Source organism: Streptomyces sp. CA-249302, from assembly GCF_050936785.1.
In the GTDB taxonomy this organism is placed as follows: domain Bacteria; phylum Actinomycetota; class Actinomycetes; order Streptomycetales; family Streptomycetaceae; genus Streptomyces.
On the sequence record NZ_JBNJMG010000001.1, the window covers coordinates 1,712,723 to 1,728,572 of the forward strand.

The window sequence follows — 15,850 nt, forward strand, 5'->3', positions numbered from 1 at the left end:
GCCGGCCCCACCGGTCGCGAACTCGGTCAACCGCCGGTCGGCGCGGGCCGCTTGAACATGCGGGTCGCCGTGATCTCGCTGTGCACCGCTTCGTCCTCCCCGGCCGTCTGCTGGGGAAGTCCCGGCCGGAGGTGCTCCTCCACGCTGATGTACTTGAGGCCGGCCCGGAGGTCGGCGTCGTTGCGCAGCCGGATGACGAGCGGGAACTCCGCCAGCGCCGTGGTGTCGAACAGGCCGGTGGTGTACAGGAGTTGGACGCCGAGCGCGTCCGACACAGCCCGCTGGAGCTCCAGCAGGTAGGTGGCGTTGGCGCGGCCGATGGGGTTGTCGAGGAACAGCGTCCCCGCGTGCCGGTGCTTGTCGCGGCCCCGGTCGTTGGACCGCAGCGCGGCCATCGTGCAGTACAGCGCGATGGCGGCGGTGAGCAGCTGGCCGCCCGAGAACACGTCGCCCATCTGGCCGACGGGGACCCGCTCGGCGCGCAGCACGGCGTCCGGCTTGAGGATCTCGACGGCGATGCCCTTGGGCTGGAGCGCGGCGGCCACGCCACGCAGCAGCAGGGACATGCCGTCGCGGCGCAGGTCGGAGTTCTTCTTCACGGCGGCCCGGGTCGCCTCGTCGATGACCTCGCCGAGTCGCTCGGTGAGGGAGGCCTGGTCCGGCTCCTCGAAGCGGATGCGCAGGAACTCCTGACCGGACCACTCGCCGAGCCCCTCGGGCAGCCGGGACAGCCTCTGGGCGGAGCGCAGGGTCGCGAGCGCCGACTCGACCAGTCCGCGCAGGCGGTCCACGATCGAGTCGCGGTTCCGCTCCAGCTGCGCCAACTCGTCCGTGAGCACCCGCAGTCGGGGCGCGAAGGCGTCCGCCCACTTCTGGGCGTGCTCGGGCAGCGCGGAGGCGGGCAGCTCGCGGATCTGCTGGCGGGCGGGGGTGCGGACCTGTTCGTAGCGCGTGGCGTTGGCGTGCCGGACGAGGACGTCGCTCGCCTCCCGTACGGCGGCCTCGGCGGCGGACAGGTCGGCGGCGCAGCCGCGCAGCGAGCGCCGGGCCTCGGCGGCGGACTGCCGGGCGTCCTCCAGGCTGCCCGGGAACGGATCCGGCTCCTCCTGCTCCTCGTCGAAGCTGTGCTCGCGCAGCAGGTCCCGCAGCATCGCGGCGGTCTCGTCGAAGCCGCCGGCGCCGTCCTCGGCGGCCCGGTGGGCGTCGAGCAGTTCGGCGTGGGCCTCGCGGGCCTGGGTCAACGACTCGGTGTGGGAGGCCAGTTCGGCCGTCGCCGTGCGCAGCAGCGCCTGGGCGTGCTCGGCGTCGCGCGGCTCCAGCTCCTCGGGCAGCTCGGTGTGCGCCTCGCCGTCCTCGGGGGCGTGCCGCTCGGCCTCGCCACGCAGTCGGCCGAGTTGCTCGCTGGCGGTGGACATCCGGGTCTCCAGGAGCTGCACCAGCTCCTCGGCGCGGGCGGCGGCGGCCTGCCGGGACGGCCCGTCGGAGCCGTCCGGCGACTGGAGCAGCTGCTCGGCGCGGGTGCGGACCTTGTTGCTGAGCCGGTCCAGCTCGGCGATGGCGGCGCTCTCGTCGCTTTCCGCGCGGGCTTGTTCGGCGCGCAGGTCGGCGCCGACGCCGACCTTCTCGTAGACCTGGGAGGCGGCCCGGTAGGCCTCACGCAGGGCGGGCAGGGACGCCTTGGGGTCGTGCTCGTCCGTGTCCGGTACGTCGTCGGGGGCGCCCGCGATCTCGGAGCGCTCGGCGCGCAGCGCGCGGGCCGTGCGGCGGGCGTCGTCGGCGGCGCGCTGTGTGGCGCGCCGGTCCTCGTCGGCGGCGCGGGCGCGCTCCAGGCAGGCCTGGGCGCGGGCCTCCGACTCGGCGCCCTCGTCGGCCAGTTCGCGCACCTTGACCTGCCAACCGGCCCGCTCGCGCAGCCGGAAGGCGAGCCCGGCCAGGGCGTCGGCGGCCCGCCGCGCCTTCTGCGCGGCCTCCTGCCGCTCCTCCCGCACCTGTGTGGCCTCCGCGGCCGCCTCGTCGGCCTCGGCCCGGACGGTGCGCGCCTCGGCCAGCTCGGCCTCCGCCTCCTCGGCGAACGCACCCGCGTCGTACGCGGCCTGCGACAGCTCGACGAGCCGCCCGGCCGGGCAGCCGGTGCGCCAGGAGGCGAGCCGTGCCGCCAGCTCGCGGTCCTTGCCGAGCCGCGCGGCGAGCGTCCGGATCTCCTCGTCCCGCCGGCCGGCCCGCGCCCTGAGCGTCTGACGTTCCTCGTCGGCGGCGTGTTCGTCGTGCATGGCCGGGTTCGGCGGTACGAGGAACACGTCGCCGGGCTGAGTGTCCGGCGCCGGCGTCGGTGCGAGCAGGGCGGCCGCCGTGCCCACGGCCACGGCGGACCGTGGGAGCAGTGCGGCGTCGGCGAGCGCGTCACGGGCCCGCGCGTGCGTGTCGGGGTCGGTGATGATCACGCCGTCGACCAGCTCGGGCCGGGCGGCCAGCACGCGCGCGTGGTCGGCTGGGTCGACGGACTGGGCGAGGTAGCGCCAGCCGGGCAGCGCCGGGATGCCGTGCTCGCCGAGGAACTCCACGGTGGCCAGGACGTCCGGACCCGGCGGCAGCAGTCCGCCGTCGCCGAGGGCGCCGAGGATGCGGGCGTCGTCGGCCGCGGCGGTGCGCAGCTCGAAGAGCTGCCGCTCGGCGGAGGAGACGGAGTCGTCGAGCAGTTCGCGCAGTTCGTCGGCGAAACGGTCCAGGTCCTCCGGGGTGAGCGCCCCCTCGTCGCCCTGCGCCTCGTGCCGCGGCTGCGGGACCGCGGACCGGGCGGGGCCGCTGCCGGACAGGCTCAGCAGCTCGGCGAGCCGCTCCTCCGCCGCCAGCGCCTCGGCGAGCCGGCGCTCGGCCTCGTACGACCGCCGGGTCGCCGTGGCCGCGTCCGCCGCACGGGCGGCGGTCAGCTCCGCGCGGGACTCCGCCGAGGCCGCCTCGCGCGCATGCTCCGTGGTCTTGCGCGCGGCCTCGCGCGCCGTGTCCCAGGCGGTGACCGCGCTCTTCTCGGCGTCGCTGGCCGCGAGGGCCGCGCGGGCCGGGTCCGCGTCGGGCGCGCTGTCGTCGAGCCAGCCGGCCCGCACCGCCTCGGCGGTCTCCTGTTCGACCTCGGTCAGACGCTGGCGCAGATGGCCGACCTCGCTGCGGGCCCGCTGCGCCTCGGTGGCGGCGGCGGTCGAATCCCGGTAGGCGGCCTCGCCGGCCTCCTGGAGTGCGGCGGACCGCTCCTCCTCCTCGTTGGCGAGGGTCTCGGCGCTCCCGGCGGCCGAGTGCAGGGCCCGTACGAGGTCGACGGCGGCCTTGGCGCGGGCGGCGAGCGCGGGGGCCGCGTCCCGCTCGGCCTCCTGGATGGCGGCGGCCACCCGTGCGACACGGTCGGCGGCGGCGCGGTGGCGCAGCACGATCTCGGCGGCCTGCCAGGCGGAGTGCAGGGTGCGGGCGTCGGCCAGCTCGCGCTTCTGCCCGGAAGCCGACTTCTCGGCGCCGGCCAGCGCCAACGAGGCGTTCCGGTAGGCGAGTTCGGCGGCGATCAGCGCGCTGCGCTCCCGGGCCGCCTCGGCGTGCGTGACCGCGTAGGCGGCCGCAGTGACGCGCTGGGCGAGGTCGGCGGCCCGCGCCCGCTCCTGCACGCCCCGCGCCGACAGCCGCCGCGCCAGCGTGCGCGTACGACGCTCGGCACCCAGGTGGATGTCACGCGCGCGTGCGCGCCCCTCGGCGGCCTCGACGATCCGCCCGAGGAGGTCCACCGAGCCGGCGGTGAACTCCCGTTCGGCGATCAGCTCGGCCCGCCGACCCAGCTTGTTGCCGAAGCCGCTGACCAGGTCGGCGAGCCCGTCGGTGTCCCGGGTGTCGGTGACCGCGCGCAGCAGCAGGTCGGTGAAGTCGGAGTCCTTCTTGACCGCGAAGAGGCCGGCCGCCTCACCCTCGTCGGCGTTCATCTCCCTCTGGTAGCGGAAGAGTTCGGGGTCGAGGCCGAGGTCGCCGAGGTGCTCGATCCAGCGGTCGTGGATCTCCTCCCAGTGCACCTCCAGATGCGGATACGCCTTGCCCGCCTCGGTGATGGCGTCCCGGAAGCCCTTCATGGTCCGGCGGCGGCCCTGCGCGCCCGACTGGCCCTCGACAGGCGGCCTTACTGAAGTCGCCTCGGCAACGGGCAGGTTGTCCAGGGAGAGCCCTGGCCCGGGCCGGAAGGAGTACCAGGCCTCGGCGAACTTCTTCGGGTCGTTGGAGACCTGACGCCCGCGCCACTCGCTCACCTTGCCGACGACGACGCACTCGCCGGTCAGCGTGTGCTGCCACTCCAGGACCACGTGCCCGCAGTCGTCGGCGAGCAGGAACTTGCGCAGCACGCCGGAGCTGGCGCCGCCGAGGGTGTTGCGGTGGCCCGGCAGCATCACCGAGAAGATCAGCTTGAGCAGCACCGACTTGCCGCCGCCGTTCTCCAGGAACAGCACGCCGGCGGGCGCGGGGCGGCGCGGCGGGCCGACCGGCTCGTCCTCGAAGAACTCCGCCTGGGCGGGCGCGGGATCGGGTACGGGCTCGCCGACACCCCGCAGGTCAAGCACGGTGTCGGCGTAGCGCGCACCGGCGGGGCCGATGGAGTAGAGGCGGACCCGGGACAGCTCGTACATGGCGGACTCTCGTAAGTCTTCGGCAGGTCGGGGAAGTTCAGGAGGTGGACGAGGCGTGGAACGGCAGCCCGGCGTCGGCCGCCAGCTCCAGGTCCGCGGTGTCCTCGGGGGGCAGCAGGGTGGGCGTGCCGTCGGTCACCGGGACGACGCCGAGCTCCAGCAGCTCGGCCATCGCAGCGTTGCCCGCCATGTCCCGCACCTGAAGCTGGTAGCGGGCCGTCGTCCGGTAGGTCCCGCCGTTGTCGTCACCGGTGCGCTGCAGGAACCCGGAGTCGGTGAGGAAGGCGACGGCCTTGCCGACGATGCCGGTGGTCGAACCGGAGAGTCTGCGGGCGTCCTTGGTGGCACCGGCGGCGCTGCGTCTCACCCAGATCCGCCAGGCGGCCTCCAGACCGGGTGCGTCGGTGGCCGGGTCGGTGTTCTCGCCCTGCTCGTCGGCGCGCTCCTCCAGGCGCCGGCAGGCCTGCCGGACGAAGGCGTCGACGCCGTTGACCGTCACACGGCCGATGTACCCGTCGTCGGCCAGGTCCTCGGGGCGCGGGAACGCCATCGCGGCGACGGCGAGATGAGCCAGGCCGTGCAGGAAGCGGTCGCCGCCGTCGGCTGACGTACGACGGGCGTAGTCGCCCATACGGACGGCGAACACCGAGTCCTCGGCGGCCGTCACGGCCATCCCCGCGCGCGGGGACACCTCCAGGACGACCAGACCCAGCCCGGCGGCCACGGCGTCCGCGAGCCGCGCGAACGGCGGGTCCTCCCGGTAGCGTCGCAGCAGCTCGGCGTACTCCTGGTCGCGGGCGGGCTGCAGTTTGGGCTGGAGCCCGAAGGCTACGAGCCGGGCCGCGTCGGCGGCGTCGGCGGGCGTGACGGCGGCGGTCGCCGACGGGGCCGGGGTCTCCGGGTCGCTCCACTCGACGTGCTCGGTCACTGCTCGGGCTCCTTGTCGCTCACGTGCTCACTCATGCTGCTTCCGTCCGGTCCGCCGCCATCCCCGCGGCGTCCAGCAGGGCGGTCCCGACGATCAGGTCGGCCCCGCCGAACTCCGGGTCGTCCAGTTCCGTCCCGTCGTCCACGGCGAACAGCAGCTTCTCCTCGCCCTGGCGATAGGCCGTGCCCACGGCCGGACTCGCCGCATGGACCGACAACAGCGCCACCAGGTACGGCAGTTCGAGGTCCCCGCTGCGCCGCGCCTCGGCGAGCAGCCCCGACAGGCGGCGCGGGGCGTCGGCCGGCAGGTCGAGCAACTCCTTGGCAGCCGCGAGCTGTTCCTCGCTGAAGCGGCTGTCGTCCGGCGTGGCGATCAGGTCCGGCTCCGGCATCTCGGCGCCGAGGTGCTCCCGCTCCACCGGCGGCGTCAGCAGTATGTCCACGAGGTCCGAGACCCGTACCGACACCGGTGTACGCATCCCGGTCCCGCGCGCGAAGAACGCGTCCGTGACCCGGACCGCCTGCTGCAGGGGCAGCGGCAGCACGGGCGCGACCAGGTGCCCGTACAGGTCTATCCCCGAGGACGTCATCGGCGTGGCGAAGGCCTGCCGGTCCTGCTCCGCGCGGAACAGCGGTCCGGCCTCCAGCAGGCGGGACTGGAGCTGCGTGTGGCGGCGGATGCAGTCCTTGACGATGTCGACCAGCTCGGCGGCCCGGCGCTTGTGCTCGGGATCCTCCGTCTCGTCCCGGGCCTTGCGGATGTTGGTGAGGATCGCGTTCTCGTGCCGGTACCGGTCGGCCACGTGGTCCAGCGCCTCGGCGATCATGTCCGGCACGGAGTTGAGCCAGTCCACCGCCCGGACGTTCCGCCGGGTCGCGTCCAGGGCTCGGCGCAGCGTCTCCGAGTACTGCACGGTCCGGTACCGTGCCTGCTCGGCGGCGAGCTGGGCGTCGGCCAGGCGACCCCGGTTGATCAGGACCTCCAGCTTGACCTCGGCCGCGATCTGGGCGCTGGTGACATCGGTGTCGAGGGCGCCGACCAGGACGTTGACCGCCTCGTCGGTCGTACGGAGGTAGACCGTGCCGCCGGGGCCCGGCACCTCCTCGATCAGCTTGAAGTCGTAGTCCCGGCGGACATAGCTGCCGTCCGTCGCGAAGGTGCCGTAGACCGCCCGGAAGCCTCGGTCCACACTGCCGACGTTGATCAGGTTCTCGAGGACCCAGCGCGCCACGCGCTCGTGCTCGGTGACCGGGCGCTGCGGGGCCTGGGCGGCGATGCGCGGGATGAGCCTGGCCACTATCTGGTCGTGGTCGGCACCCGTGTCGAAGTCCATGTTGAGGGTGACCAGGTCGATGGCGGCGAGGGCGACCTCGGCCATGCCGTACACCGAGTACTCACCCGCGAGGTTCGCCTTGCGTGTGTCGAGGTCGTGCAGCGGCGCGGTGCACGCAAGCGCGCGCAGGCGCCGCGCCAGCCCCTCGTCGGCGGCCGGGCCCGGTGCGGGGCGCGGCCCCGCGCTGAGCTGGGGCGGAACACGGTCCGTCGAAGCAGGCGAAGTCACGGTGCACAGACTAGGTCCTTGGTCTGACAACGGCCCAAACGACGCGGAACGGCTCCGCCGGTAGCGCCGGTGACTGCGGTGGTTCCGAACAGCGCAGGCCGGTGGGGGCTGGTCGCGCAGTTCCCCGCACCCCTCAGAGGAGGGCTTCGCCCTCCCCGACCCTCCGACGGTAGACATCCACCACTCGGTCCAGCGAGTCCGCGAGATATACCGCCAACAGCTTCTCGGCCTCCGCCCGCTCTCCCGCTTCCAAAGCACCCAGTATCTGACGATTTCTAGCCAAATATGGCTCATGTAGAGCCTTGGGGTCGTCCACGATGTGGAAGGCCAGGCGGAGTTCGGCGAAGACGCTGCGCATCAGTTCGTCGGTGCGGGCGCTGGCGGCCAGGGAGACCAGTTCTCGGTGGAAGTGGATGTTGGCCGTACCCACTGCTTTCCAGTCACCTTCGCGAGCCGCCCGCAGGCCCTCCGCGACGGCCGCGGCGAGGGCTTCGAGGCCGTACGGCGGGGCGCCGAGGCCACGGACCACGGCGCATTCGACGAGGCTGCGGGTGCGGTAGATGTCCTCCACGTCCTCGACGGTCAGGACCCGGACGAAGACGCCACGGTTGAGTTCGTGGACGAGCAGGCGTTCGTGCGTGAGCAGCCGGAACGCCTCGCGCAGGGTGTTGCGGGAGACGCCGAGCGCGCCGCCGATGCTGTCCTCGGACAGGCGGGTTCCGGGCGGGAAGTAACCCTCGGCGATACGACTCCTGAGGATGTCCGCGACCCGTTCGGCCGTGCTGGTACGGCCCAGGAGGGCGCGGTCGTCGGCCAGTCCGCTCAGCTGCTCTGCCATGCCGGAATTCAATCGCAGACACGAGAACGAAACAACGCGGGTATTGAAGGATCGTTGAACGATCCTCTACCTTGCTGCTCATTGCACCGCTCAGCTCCGCACCCTCCGTCTCCCTCTGCGAGGTGCCCATGAGCACGACCCCTCCACCGCAGGCCCTGGTCAGCGGCTCACAGACCGGTGAACTCTCCGATCACGACGGCGCATTGGGCTGGCTGCGCGCCCTGGGTCCGCGCGGCCGGCGTGCCTTCGCCGGCGCGTTCGGCGGCTATGCCCTGGACTCGTACGACTACTTCACGCTGCCGTTGAGCATGGTCGCGCTGGCCGCCTACTTCGGCCTGGACAGCGGTCAGACCGGCCTCTTCACGACCGTCACGCTGGTGGTCTCCGCGGTCGGCGGGGCCGTCGCGGGGGTGGTGGCGGACCGGGTCGGCCGGGTCAGGGCGCTGATGATCACGGTGATCACCTACGCCGTGTTCACCGTGGCCTGCGGTTTCGCGCCCAACTACGAGACGCTGCTGGTGTTCCGGGCCCTCCAGGGCCTCGGTTTCGGCGGCGAGTGGGCGGTCGGCGCGATCCTGGTCGCCGAGTACGCGAGCGCCAGGCACCGGGGGCGCACGCTCGGCGCGGTCCAGAGCTCCTGGGCCGTGGGCTGGGCGCTGGCCGCGATCGTGTACACCCTGGTGTTCTCGTTCGCCGGCGACGACCTGGCCTGGCGGATCATGTTCTGGACGGGCGCGCTGCCCGCGCTGCTGGTGATCTGGATGCGGCGCCGGGTGCACGACGCCCCCAAGGCGGTCGCGGTACGCGAACACAGCGCCCAGAAGGGCTCGTTCGCCGCGATCTTCAAACCCGGCCTGCTGCGTACGACGATCTTCGCCGGCCTGCTCTCCACCGGCGTCCAGGGCGGCTACTACACGCTGGCCACCTGGGTGCCGACGTACCTGAAGACGGACCGCGGGCTGTCGGTGGTCGGCACCGGCGGCTATCTGACCTTCCTCATCTCCGGGGCCTTCCTCGGCTACCTGACCGGCGGCTATCTCACCGACCGGCTCGGCCGCCGCCGCAACATCTGGCTGTTCGCGCTGCTGTCGGCGGTCTGCATTCTGGCGTACGCGAACATCCCGCAGGGCGCCAACACCCTGCTGCTGGTGCTCGGCTTCCCGCTCGGGTTCTGCATGTCGGCGATCTTCAGCGGCTTCGGGTCCTACCTGAGCGAGCTGTACCCGACCGCGGTGCGCGGCACCGGACAGGGCTTCACGTACAACACCGGGCGGGCCGTGGGCGCGATCTTCCCCACCACGGTCGGCTTCCTGGCCGACAGCTGGGGCGTGGGCGGCGCGCTGGTGTTCGGCGCGATCGGCTACGGCATCGCCGCGCTGGCGCTGCTCGGGCTGCCGGAGACGCGCGGGAAGGAGCTGGCGTGAACCACACGGACGACCGGATCGTCACCGACGACCGCCCCGTCGCCCTCGCGACCGACGACCGCCCGGTGACCCTCGTCGACGAGCACGCGCACGCGTGGAGCCCGAAAACGGCCAGGACCCGCTTCCGGGACGGGCTCACCGGCCCCACCGCCGGGGTCGCGGCCGGTCACACCCAGGCCAACCTGATCACCGTGCCCGCCGACTGGGCGTACGACATGCTGCTGTTCTGCCAGCGCAACCCGAAGCCCTGCCCGGTGCTCGACGTCACGGACGCGGGCGACTGGACGACCGTCCTCGCGGACGGCGCGGACCTGCGCACCGATCTGCCGCGCTACCGGGTGTGGCGGAACGGCGAGTTGGTGGACGAGCCGACGGACGTACGCGCCTACTGGCGCGCGGACCTGGTGTCGTTCCTGATCGGCTGCAGCTTCACCTTCGAATCGGCGCTGGCCCGGGCGGGCGTCCCCATCCGCCATCTCGAACAGGGCCGCAACGTGCCGATGTACGTGACCGATCGGCAGTGCCGGCCGGCGGGGCGGCTGCGCGGACCCATGGTGGTGTCCATGCGGCCGGTGCCGCCGCGGCACCTGGCGGCGGCGATCGAGGAGAGCGCGCTGCTCCCCGCGGTGCACGGCAGCCCCGTGCACTGCGGCGATCCCTCCGGGCTCGGCGTCGAAGACCTCGGCCGCCCCGACTTCGGCGACCCGGTGGACGCCGCGCCGGACGACATCCCGGTGTTCTGGGCCTGCGGTGTGACCCCGCAGGCCGCGGTGATGGCGTCCCGCCCGCCGTTCGCCATCACGCACGCCCCGGGCCAGATGTTCCTGACCGACGCCCGCGACGAGCAGTACCGCGTGGCCTGAGAAGAGACCCGAAGGATCCATGACCTCGATCGATCTGAACGCCGACCTCGGCGAGGGCTTCGGCCGCTGGCGGCTCACCGACGACGAACAACTCCTGTCCGTCGTCACCAGCGCCAACGTGGCCTGCGGCTTCCACGCCGGGGACGCGGCCACCATGCGGCGGGTGTGCGAGCTGGCGGCCGAGCGCGGCGTCCGGATCGGCGCCCAGGTCTCCTACCGGGACCTGGCGGGCTTCGGGCGGCGTGCGATGGACGTACCGCCCGCCGAGCTGGCGGCCGAGGTGGCTTACCAGATCGGCGCCCTGGAGGTCTTCGCACGCGCGGCGGGCACGCGCGTGTCGTACGTCAAACCGCATGGCGCCCTCTACAACCGGGTCGTGCACGACGAGGAGCAGGCCGGCGCGGTCGTGGACGGCGTACGTCTCGCCGACGTCGGCCTGCCCGTGCTCGGCCTGCCCGGCTCACGGCTCCTGGAGTACGCCGGGAAGGCGGGCCTCCCGGCCGTCACGGAGGCGTTCGCGGACCGGGCGTACACCGAGGAGGGCACGCTCGTGCCGCGCGGCCAGGACGGCGCCGTGGTCACCGACCCGGATGCCGTAGTGGAGCGCTCGGTCGACCTGGCGCGCGACGGAGTGGTCAGTTCGCACTCCGGCGCGCGGGTCGAGGTACGCGCGCGCTCTTTGTGCCTGCACGGGGACACGCCGGGCGCCGTCGAACTGGCCCGGCTGGTACGGGCACGCCTCCAGGAGTCCGGCGTCCGGGTGGAGGCCTTCGCATGAGGGCACTGCCCGTCGGCGACCGGGCCCTGCTCGTCGAGGTGTCCTCCGGCGAGGAGGCCCAGGCACTGCACGCCGAGTTGCTGCGCCGCCGCGCCGAAGGCGCCCTGTCGGTCCGCGAGATCGTCCCCGCGGCCCGCACGGTCCTCCTCGACGGCCTCGACGACCCGGCCCGCCTGGCCACCGAGCTCACCGCCTCCGACGTACCCCCGGCTCCGCCACGCGCGCGTGCGGCGATCGAGATCCCGGTGCGTTACGACGGCCCCGACCTGGCCGAGGTCGCAGCCCACTGGGGCGTGACCGAGCACGAAGCGGCCCGCATCCACACGGACATCGAATTCACCGTCGCCTTCTGCGGTTTCGCCCCCGGCTTCGGCTATCTCACCGGACTGCCGTCCCGCTACGACGTCCCGCGCCGGGCCACCCCGCGCACGGCCGTCCCTCCGGGTTCGGTGGCTCTGGCGGGCCCGTACACGGGCGTGTACCCGCGCTCGTCCCCGGGCGGCTGGCAGCTGATCGGCCGCACGGACACCGTCTTGTGGGACCACGCGCGCGTACCGGCCGCCCTGCTGTCGCCCGGCACGCGCGTGCGCTTCGTCCCGGTGGCCCCCTCATGACGGACCGCGCGCTCGTCGTGGTGCGAGCCGGCGCCCTCACCACCGTCCAGGACCACGGCCGCCCCGGCCACGCCCACCTGGGCGTCCCCCGCTCCGGCGCACTCGACGCCCCGGCGGCGGCCCTGGCCAACCGCCTGGTCGGCAACCCTGCCGACGCCGCCGTCCTGGAGACGACCCTCAACGGCTGCGCCGTACGCCCGCGTTCCACGGTCACCGTGGCCATCACCGGCGCCCCCTGCCCGGTCACGGTGAACGGCCGCCCGGTCGCCTGGGGAGCCCCGGTCCGGGTCCCCGCAGGCGCCCTCCTGGACGTCGGCACGGCCACCTCCGGAGTACGCACCTATGTGGCCGTCTCCGGCGGCATAGCCGTAGAACCGGTCCTGAACAGCCGCTCCACGGACCTCCTGTCCGGCCTGGGCCCGCCCCCACTGACGGCCGACACGGTGCTGCCCCTCGGAGCGCCGTACGGAGTCCACGCGCGCGTGGACACGACCCCGCAGCCGGCACCACCGACCGAACTCGTCCTCCGCGTCACACGCGGCCCACGCGACGACTGGTTCACCCCAGAGGCATTCCGCACCTTCACCACGCGCACGTACCGCGTGTCCTCCGCCGGCAACCGCATCGGGCTGCGCACAGAGGGCCCGGCCTTGGAACGAGCCTTCTCGGGTGAACTCGCCAGCGAGGGAATGGTCCTGGGCGCGGTCCAGGTTCCCCCCGATGGCAGACCAGTGGTCTTCCTGGCAGACCACCCGACGACGGGCGGCTACCCGGTGATCGCAGTGGTCCACCCACAGGACCTCCCGGCCACGGCCCAGGCCACACCGGGCACGCCGATCCGCTTCACAGAGGTACACAGCCACCAACGCCGTTAAGGGGCGCGGGGAACTGCGCGACCAGCCCCCACGCACCCGCAGCCAAACAGCTATACCGCGTCGGCCTGCTCAACGGACAGCGCAGCCAAAGCCGCCGAAACAGCCGCAGAAGCCCGCAGATCAAGCCGCCCACTCGTCCCCCGAGCCCGATGCCGCATCTCGTCCGCAGCCAGCCGAATCAACTGCGGCAACAGATCGGTACACCGCCGAGCCACCCACCCCGTCCCCGCAGTGGCCAGCCACAGCAGACTCGCCGACTTGGTGGGCCCGGCGAACTCCGGCTCGGCGGTCGGCGCAGGCCCGGTGGCAAGCGCGGTCTCCGAAAGCAACGCATGGAACCGCACCGCCAGTTGCCGATGCCCCCGCTCCCCCGGATGCAGCCGGTCCGCGCTCCACATCCCGCGGTCCATGATCCAGTCCTCCTCGGCGGCATGCAGATGCACCGCGCCGTACCGCTCGGAGAGCGCGTGCACCACCCGGTTCACCGCCCGCTGCCGCCGGGCCAGGGGACGCGCCAGCGCCCCCGGCAGGCCGAGCATCGAACCGGGGTCGGGCAGACAGGCCGTGAGCAGGGTCGCCCCCTGCCCGGTGAAGGCCGCGTACACCTTGTCGAGCCGTTCGGCGACGGCGCGGATGTCGAACGTGCAGCGCAGGGTGTCGTTCACGCCGATCACCACGGACGCGAAGTCCGGCCGCAGGGCGAGCCCGGCCGGCGTCTGGATGTCCAGCACCTCCCGGGTCTGCGCCCCGCTCACCGCGAGGTTGGTGAACTCGACGGAGTCCTCGGCGAGGCCGGGGGCGAGCAGCGCGGCCCAGCCGCGCCACCCGTCTCCGACCCGGTCGCCCACCCCTTCGGTGAGCGAGTCGCCGAGGGCCACGAAACGTACCGGTCTCATGCCACGCCCCCGGGCACGTAACGACGCACCGGTACCGTCGCGTCGTGGGCGGCGAGGAACGCGTCCACGGCCGTACCCCATCCGAAGCACTCCGCACGCGCGCGTGCCGTCTCCCGCCGCTCCCGCTCGGGGAGTTCGAGGAGCATGTCGACGGCGTCCGCGAAGGCGTCCCCGTTGTCCGCCGCGACGGCGCCGGCGGATCCGACGACCTCCGGCAGCGCGGACGAGGTGCTCACCACGACGGGGGTGGCGCAGGCCATCGCCTCAAGGGCCGCGAGCCCGAAGGTCTCGGCCGGCCCGGGCGCCAGGCACACGTCGGCGGAGGCCTGGAGCGCGCCGAGCAGCCCGCGGTCGGAGACGTGCCCGAGGAAGGTCACCGGCAACTTGCGCTCGCGCGCCCGCTGTTCGAGCCGCGCCCGCAGCGGCCCGTCCCCGGCCACCACCAGGACCGCCTTGCGGCCACGCCGCCGCAGCGCCTCCACGGCGTCCAGCGCCGTGCCGGGCCGCTTCTCCACGGACAGCCGGGTGCAGGTCACGAGCAGGATCTCGTCCTCGCACGCGTGGCGGGCGCGCAGCTCCGGGTCGCGCAGGGAGGGATGCCGCTCCACCAGGTCGACGCCCAGTGGGGCGCGTACGACATTGCGGGCGCCGATCCGCACGAACTCGCGCTCGGCGAACTCGGTGGTGCACACCACGCGCGCGTAGGTGTGCGCCGTACGGACGTTGAGCGCGTCCGCGGCACGCCGGGCCGCGTTCTCGGACAGGCCCCAGGTGCGCAGGACGCCGTCGGCGGTCTCGTGGGAGACCATCACGGCGGGGACCCGGGCCCGGCGGGCCCACTTGCCGGTCCAGCGCAGGGTCGTACGGTCGGAGACCTCCAGGCGGTCGGGCGCCAGCTCCTCCAGGAGCCGGGCCACGCGCCGCTTGTCGGTCAGCACGCGGTAGCCGCCCGTGCCGGGCAGCAACGGGCCGGGCAGGGTGATGACGCGGCCCTGCTCGGTGTCCCGGTCGTCGGCGCGCTCGCCGGGCACGATCAGCACGGGCTCGTGCCCGGCCTCCTGGTAGCCCTTGCCGAGCTCGCGCAGGGCGGTGCGCAGACCGCCCGACGCGGGTGCGACGAAGTTCGCGAGGCGCACGATGCGCAGCGGGGTCATGCCGCCACCGCCGTCTTCCTGCGCGCGGCGAGGACGTCCGCGTAGTGGCCGATCAGCTGGTCGCCGACGGCCGCCCAGGTGCGTCCCTCGACGGTGGCGCGGGCAGTGGCGCCGAAGGCGGCCCGCCGGGCCGGGTCGGCCACCAGGGACTGGACGGCGTCCCGTACGGCGTCCGCGTCCCGCGGCGGCACCAGGAACCCGGTGCGCCCCTCGGCGACCAGGTCGAGGGGGCCGCCTACGGCGGGCGCGACCACGGGGACACCGCTCGCCATGGCCTCCTGCACGGTCTGGCAGAAGGTCTCGAAGGGACCGGTGTGCGCGAAGACGTCCAGCGAGGCGTAGATCCGGGCGAGGTCGTCGCCGGTGCGGCGGCCCAGGAAGACCGCGCCCGGCAGCGCCTCGGCGAGGCTCGGCTGGCTGGGGCCGTCGCCCACGACCACGACCTTGACGCCGTCGAGGCCGCAGACGCCGGACAGGAGCTCTATGTGCTTCTCGGGGGCGAGCCGGCCGACGTAGCCGACGATCACCTCGCCGTTCGGGGCGAGTTCGCGACGCAGGCTCTCGTCGCGCAGCCCGGGGCGGAACCGGACGGTGTCCACGCCGCGCTGCCACAGCTTGAGGCGGGGCACGTCGTGGGTCTCCAGGTCGTGCATGGAGGCGCTGGAGGGCACCAGGGTGAGGTCGGCGGCGGAGTGGACGGAACGTATGCGGCGCCAGGCCGCGGCCTCGCCGGCGCCCATGTAGGTGCGGGCGTAGCCGGCCAGGTCGGTCTGGTAGACGGCGACGGCGGGGATGCCGAGCCGGGCGGCGGCGGCCATCCCGCGGACGCCGAGGACGAAGGGGCTGGCCAGGTGCACGACGTCGGCCCGGTGCTCGACGATGGCCGCGGCCAGGCGTCGGCTGGGGAGGGCGACTCGGACCTGGGGATAGCCCGGGAGGGGGAGGGAGGGGACACGGACGACGGGGCACGGCGCCGAGGCGTCGGGCCCGGTACCGGCCCGGCCGACGAGTGCGGTGCTGGCCGGAGCGACGACGAGCGGGGAGTGACCGCGATCTACGAGGTGCCGGGCGGTCTGGAGCGCGCAGTGGGCCACGCCGTTCACATCGGGGGGAAAGGATTCGGTCACGATGACGACACGCATACCGGTGTTCTCGCCGGGCTGGACGTGGTCGCGTCAACGTCGATCTTTGCGAACGATGAACGTCCCGTGAGCGTTCCCCCGCACACCCGAGCAGGTCAGGCCCTGTCCATGACCACCTGACCCGCGGG

At 73.6% G+C, this 15,850-nt stretch carries 12 protein-coding genes; 5 read left to right on the forward strand and 7 right to left on the reverse strand.

What is annotated here, in order from left to right; genetic code table 11:
• Positions 1 to 26: 26 nt before the first annotated feature.
• The 4 genes from ACQEWB_RS07720 to ACQEWB_RS07735 all read right to left on the reverse strand — a co-directional run bounded on the left by ACQEWB_RS07720 (position 27) and on the right by ACQEWB_RS07735 (position 7,976).
• Positions 27 to 4,649 (reverse strand): hypothetical protein, encoded by a 4,623-nt coding sequence (locus ACQEWB_RS07720; protein ID WP_432828415.1) that lies wholly within the window; start codon positions 4,647 to 4,649, stop codon positions 27 to 29.
• A gap of 37 nt (positions 4,650 to 4,686) precedes the next feature.
• On the reverse strand, positions 4,687 to 5,577 hold the full coding sequence (locus tag ACQEWB_RS07725) for a hypothetical protein (protein WP_432828417.1): 891 nt from the start codon (positions 5,575 to 5,577) through the stop codon (positions 4,687 to 4,689).
• 31 nt (positions 5,578 to 5,608) lie between these two features.
• Positions 5,609 to 7,138, reverse strand: coding sequence for a hypothetical protein (locus tag ACQEWB_RS07730; RefSeq protein ID WP_432828419.1), 1,530 nt, complete (start codon positions 7,136 to 7,138; stop codon positions 5,609 to 5,611).
• A gap of 133 nt (positions 7,139 to 7,271) precedes the next feature.
• The gene (locus ACQEWB_RS07735; protein ID WP_432828421.1) at positions 7,272 to 7,976 is read right to left on the reverse strand and encodes a GntR family transcriptional regulator; all 705 of its coding nucleotides are present in this window, start codon (positions 7,974 to 7,976) and stop codon (positions 7,272 to 7,274) included.
• A 128-nt stretch (positions 7,977 to 8,104) separates the two neighbouring features.
• Between ACQEWB_RS07735 and ACQEWB_RS07740 the strand changes: the two genes are divergently transcribed.
• The 5 genes from ACQEWB_RS07740 to ACQEWB_RS07760 are packed head-to-tail and all read left to right on the forward strand — an operon-like array spanning position 8,105 to position 12,530.
• Entirely contained in the window at positions 8,105 to 9,400 is a 1,296-nt protein-coding gene (locus tag ACQEWB_RS07740; RefSeq protein ID WP_432828423.1) for an MFS transporter, read from the forward strand.
• A 17-nt stretch (positions 9,401 to 9,417) separates the two neighbouring features.
• Positions 9,418 to 10,263 (forward strand): putative hydro-lyase, encoded by an 846-nt coding sequence (locus tag ACQEWB_RS07745; RefSeq protein ID WP_432843682.1) that lies wholly within the window; start codon positions 9,418 to 9,420, stop codon positions 10,261 to 10,263.
• Between the two features lie 19 nt (positions 10,264 to 10,282).
• The gene (locus ACQEWB_RS07750) at positions 10,283 to 11,041 is read left to right on the forward strand and encodes a LamB/YcsF family protein (protein ID WP_432828425.1); all 759 of its coding nucleotides are present in this window, start codon (positions 10,283 to 10,285) and stop codon (positions 11,039 to 11,041) included.
• Entirely contained in the window at positions 11,038 to 11,655 is a 618-nt protein-coding gene (gene pxpB / locus ACQEWB_RS07755; RefSeq protein WP_432828427.1) for a 5-oxoprolinase subunit PxpB, read from the forward strand. The genes ACQEWB_RS07750 and pxpB overlap by 4 nt, the downstream gene beginning before the upstream one ends.
• Positions 11,652 to 12,530 carry a biotin-dependent carboxyltransferase family protein gene (locus ACQEWB_RS07760; protein ID WP_432828429.1) on the forward strand — a complete coding sequence of 293 codons (879 nt, stop codon included), beginning with the start codon at positions 11,652 to 11,654 and terminating at the stop codon, positions 12,528 to 12,530. Before pxpB ends, ACQEWB_RS07760 begins: the two co-directional genes overlap by 4 nt.
• A 50-nt stretch (positions 12,531 to 12,580) precedes the next feature.
• Here the strand turns inward: ACQEWB_RS07760 and ACQEWB_RS07765 are convergent, their stop codons facing one another.
• The 3 genes from ACQEWB_RS07765 to ACQEWB_RS07775 are packed head-to-tail and all read right to left on the reverse strand — an operon-like array spanning position 12,581 to position 15,722.
• Positions 12,581 to 13,426: an SGNH/GDSL hydrolase family protein gene (locus ACQEWB_RS07765; RefSeq protein WP_432828431.1), complete on the reverse strand. Its 846-nt coding sequence runs from the start codon at positions 13,424 to 13,426 to the stop codon at positions 12,581 to 12,583.
• Positions 13,423 to 14,580: a glycosyltransferase gene (locus ACQEWB_RS07770; RefSeq protein WP_432828433.1), complete on the reverse strand. Its 1,158-nt coding sequence runs from the start codon at positions 14,578 to 14,580 to the stop codon at positions 13,423 to 13,425. The genes ACQEWB_RS07765 and ACQEWB_RS07770 overlap by 4 nt, the downstream gene beginning before the upstream one ends.
• A complete protein-coding gene (locus ACQEWB_RS07775; protein WP_432828435.1) occupies positions 14,577 to 15,722 on the reverse strand; it encodes a glycosyltransferase family 4 protein in 1,146 nt (381 codons plus the stop codon). Before ACQEWB_RS07775 ends, ACQEWB_RS07770 begins: the two co-directional genes overlap by 4 nt.
• Between the last annotated feature and the right edge of the window lie 128 nt (positions 15,723 to 15,850).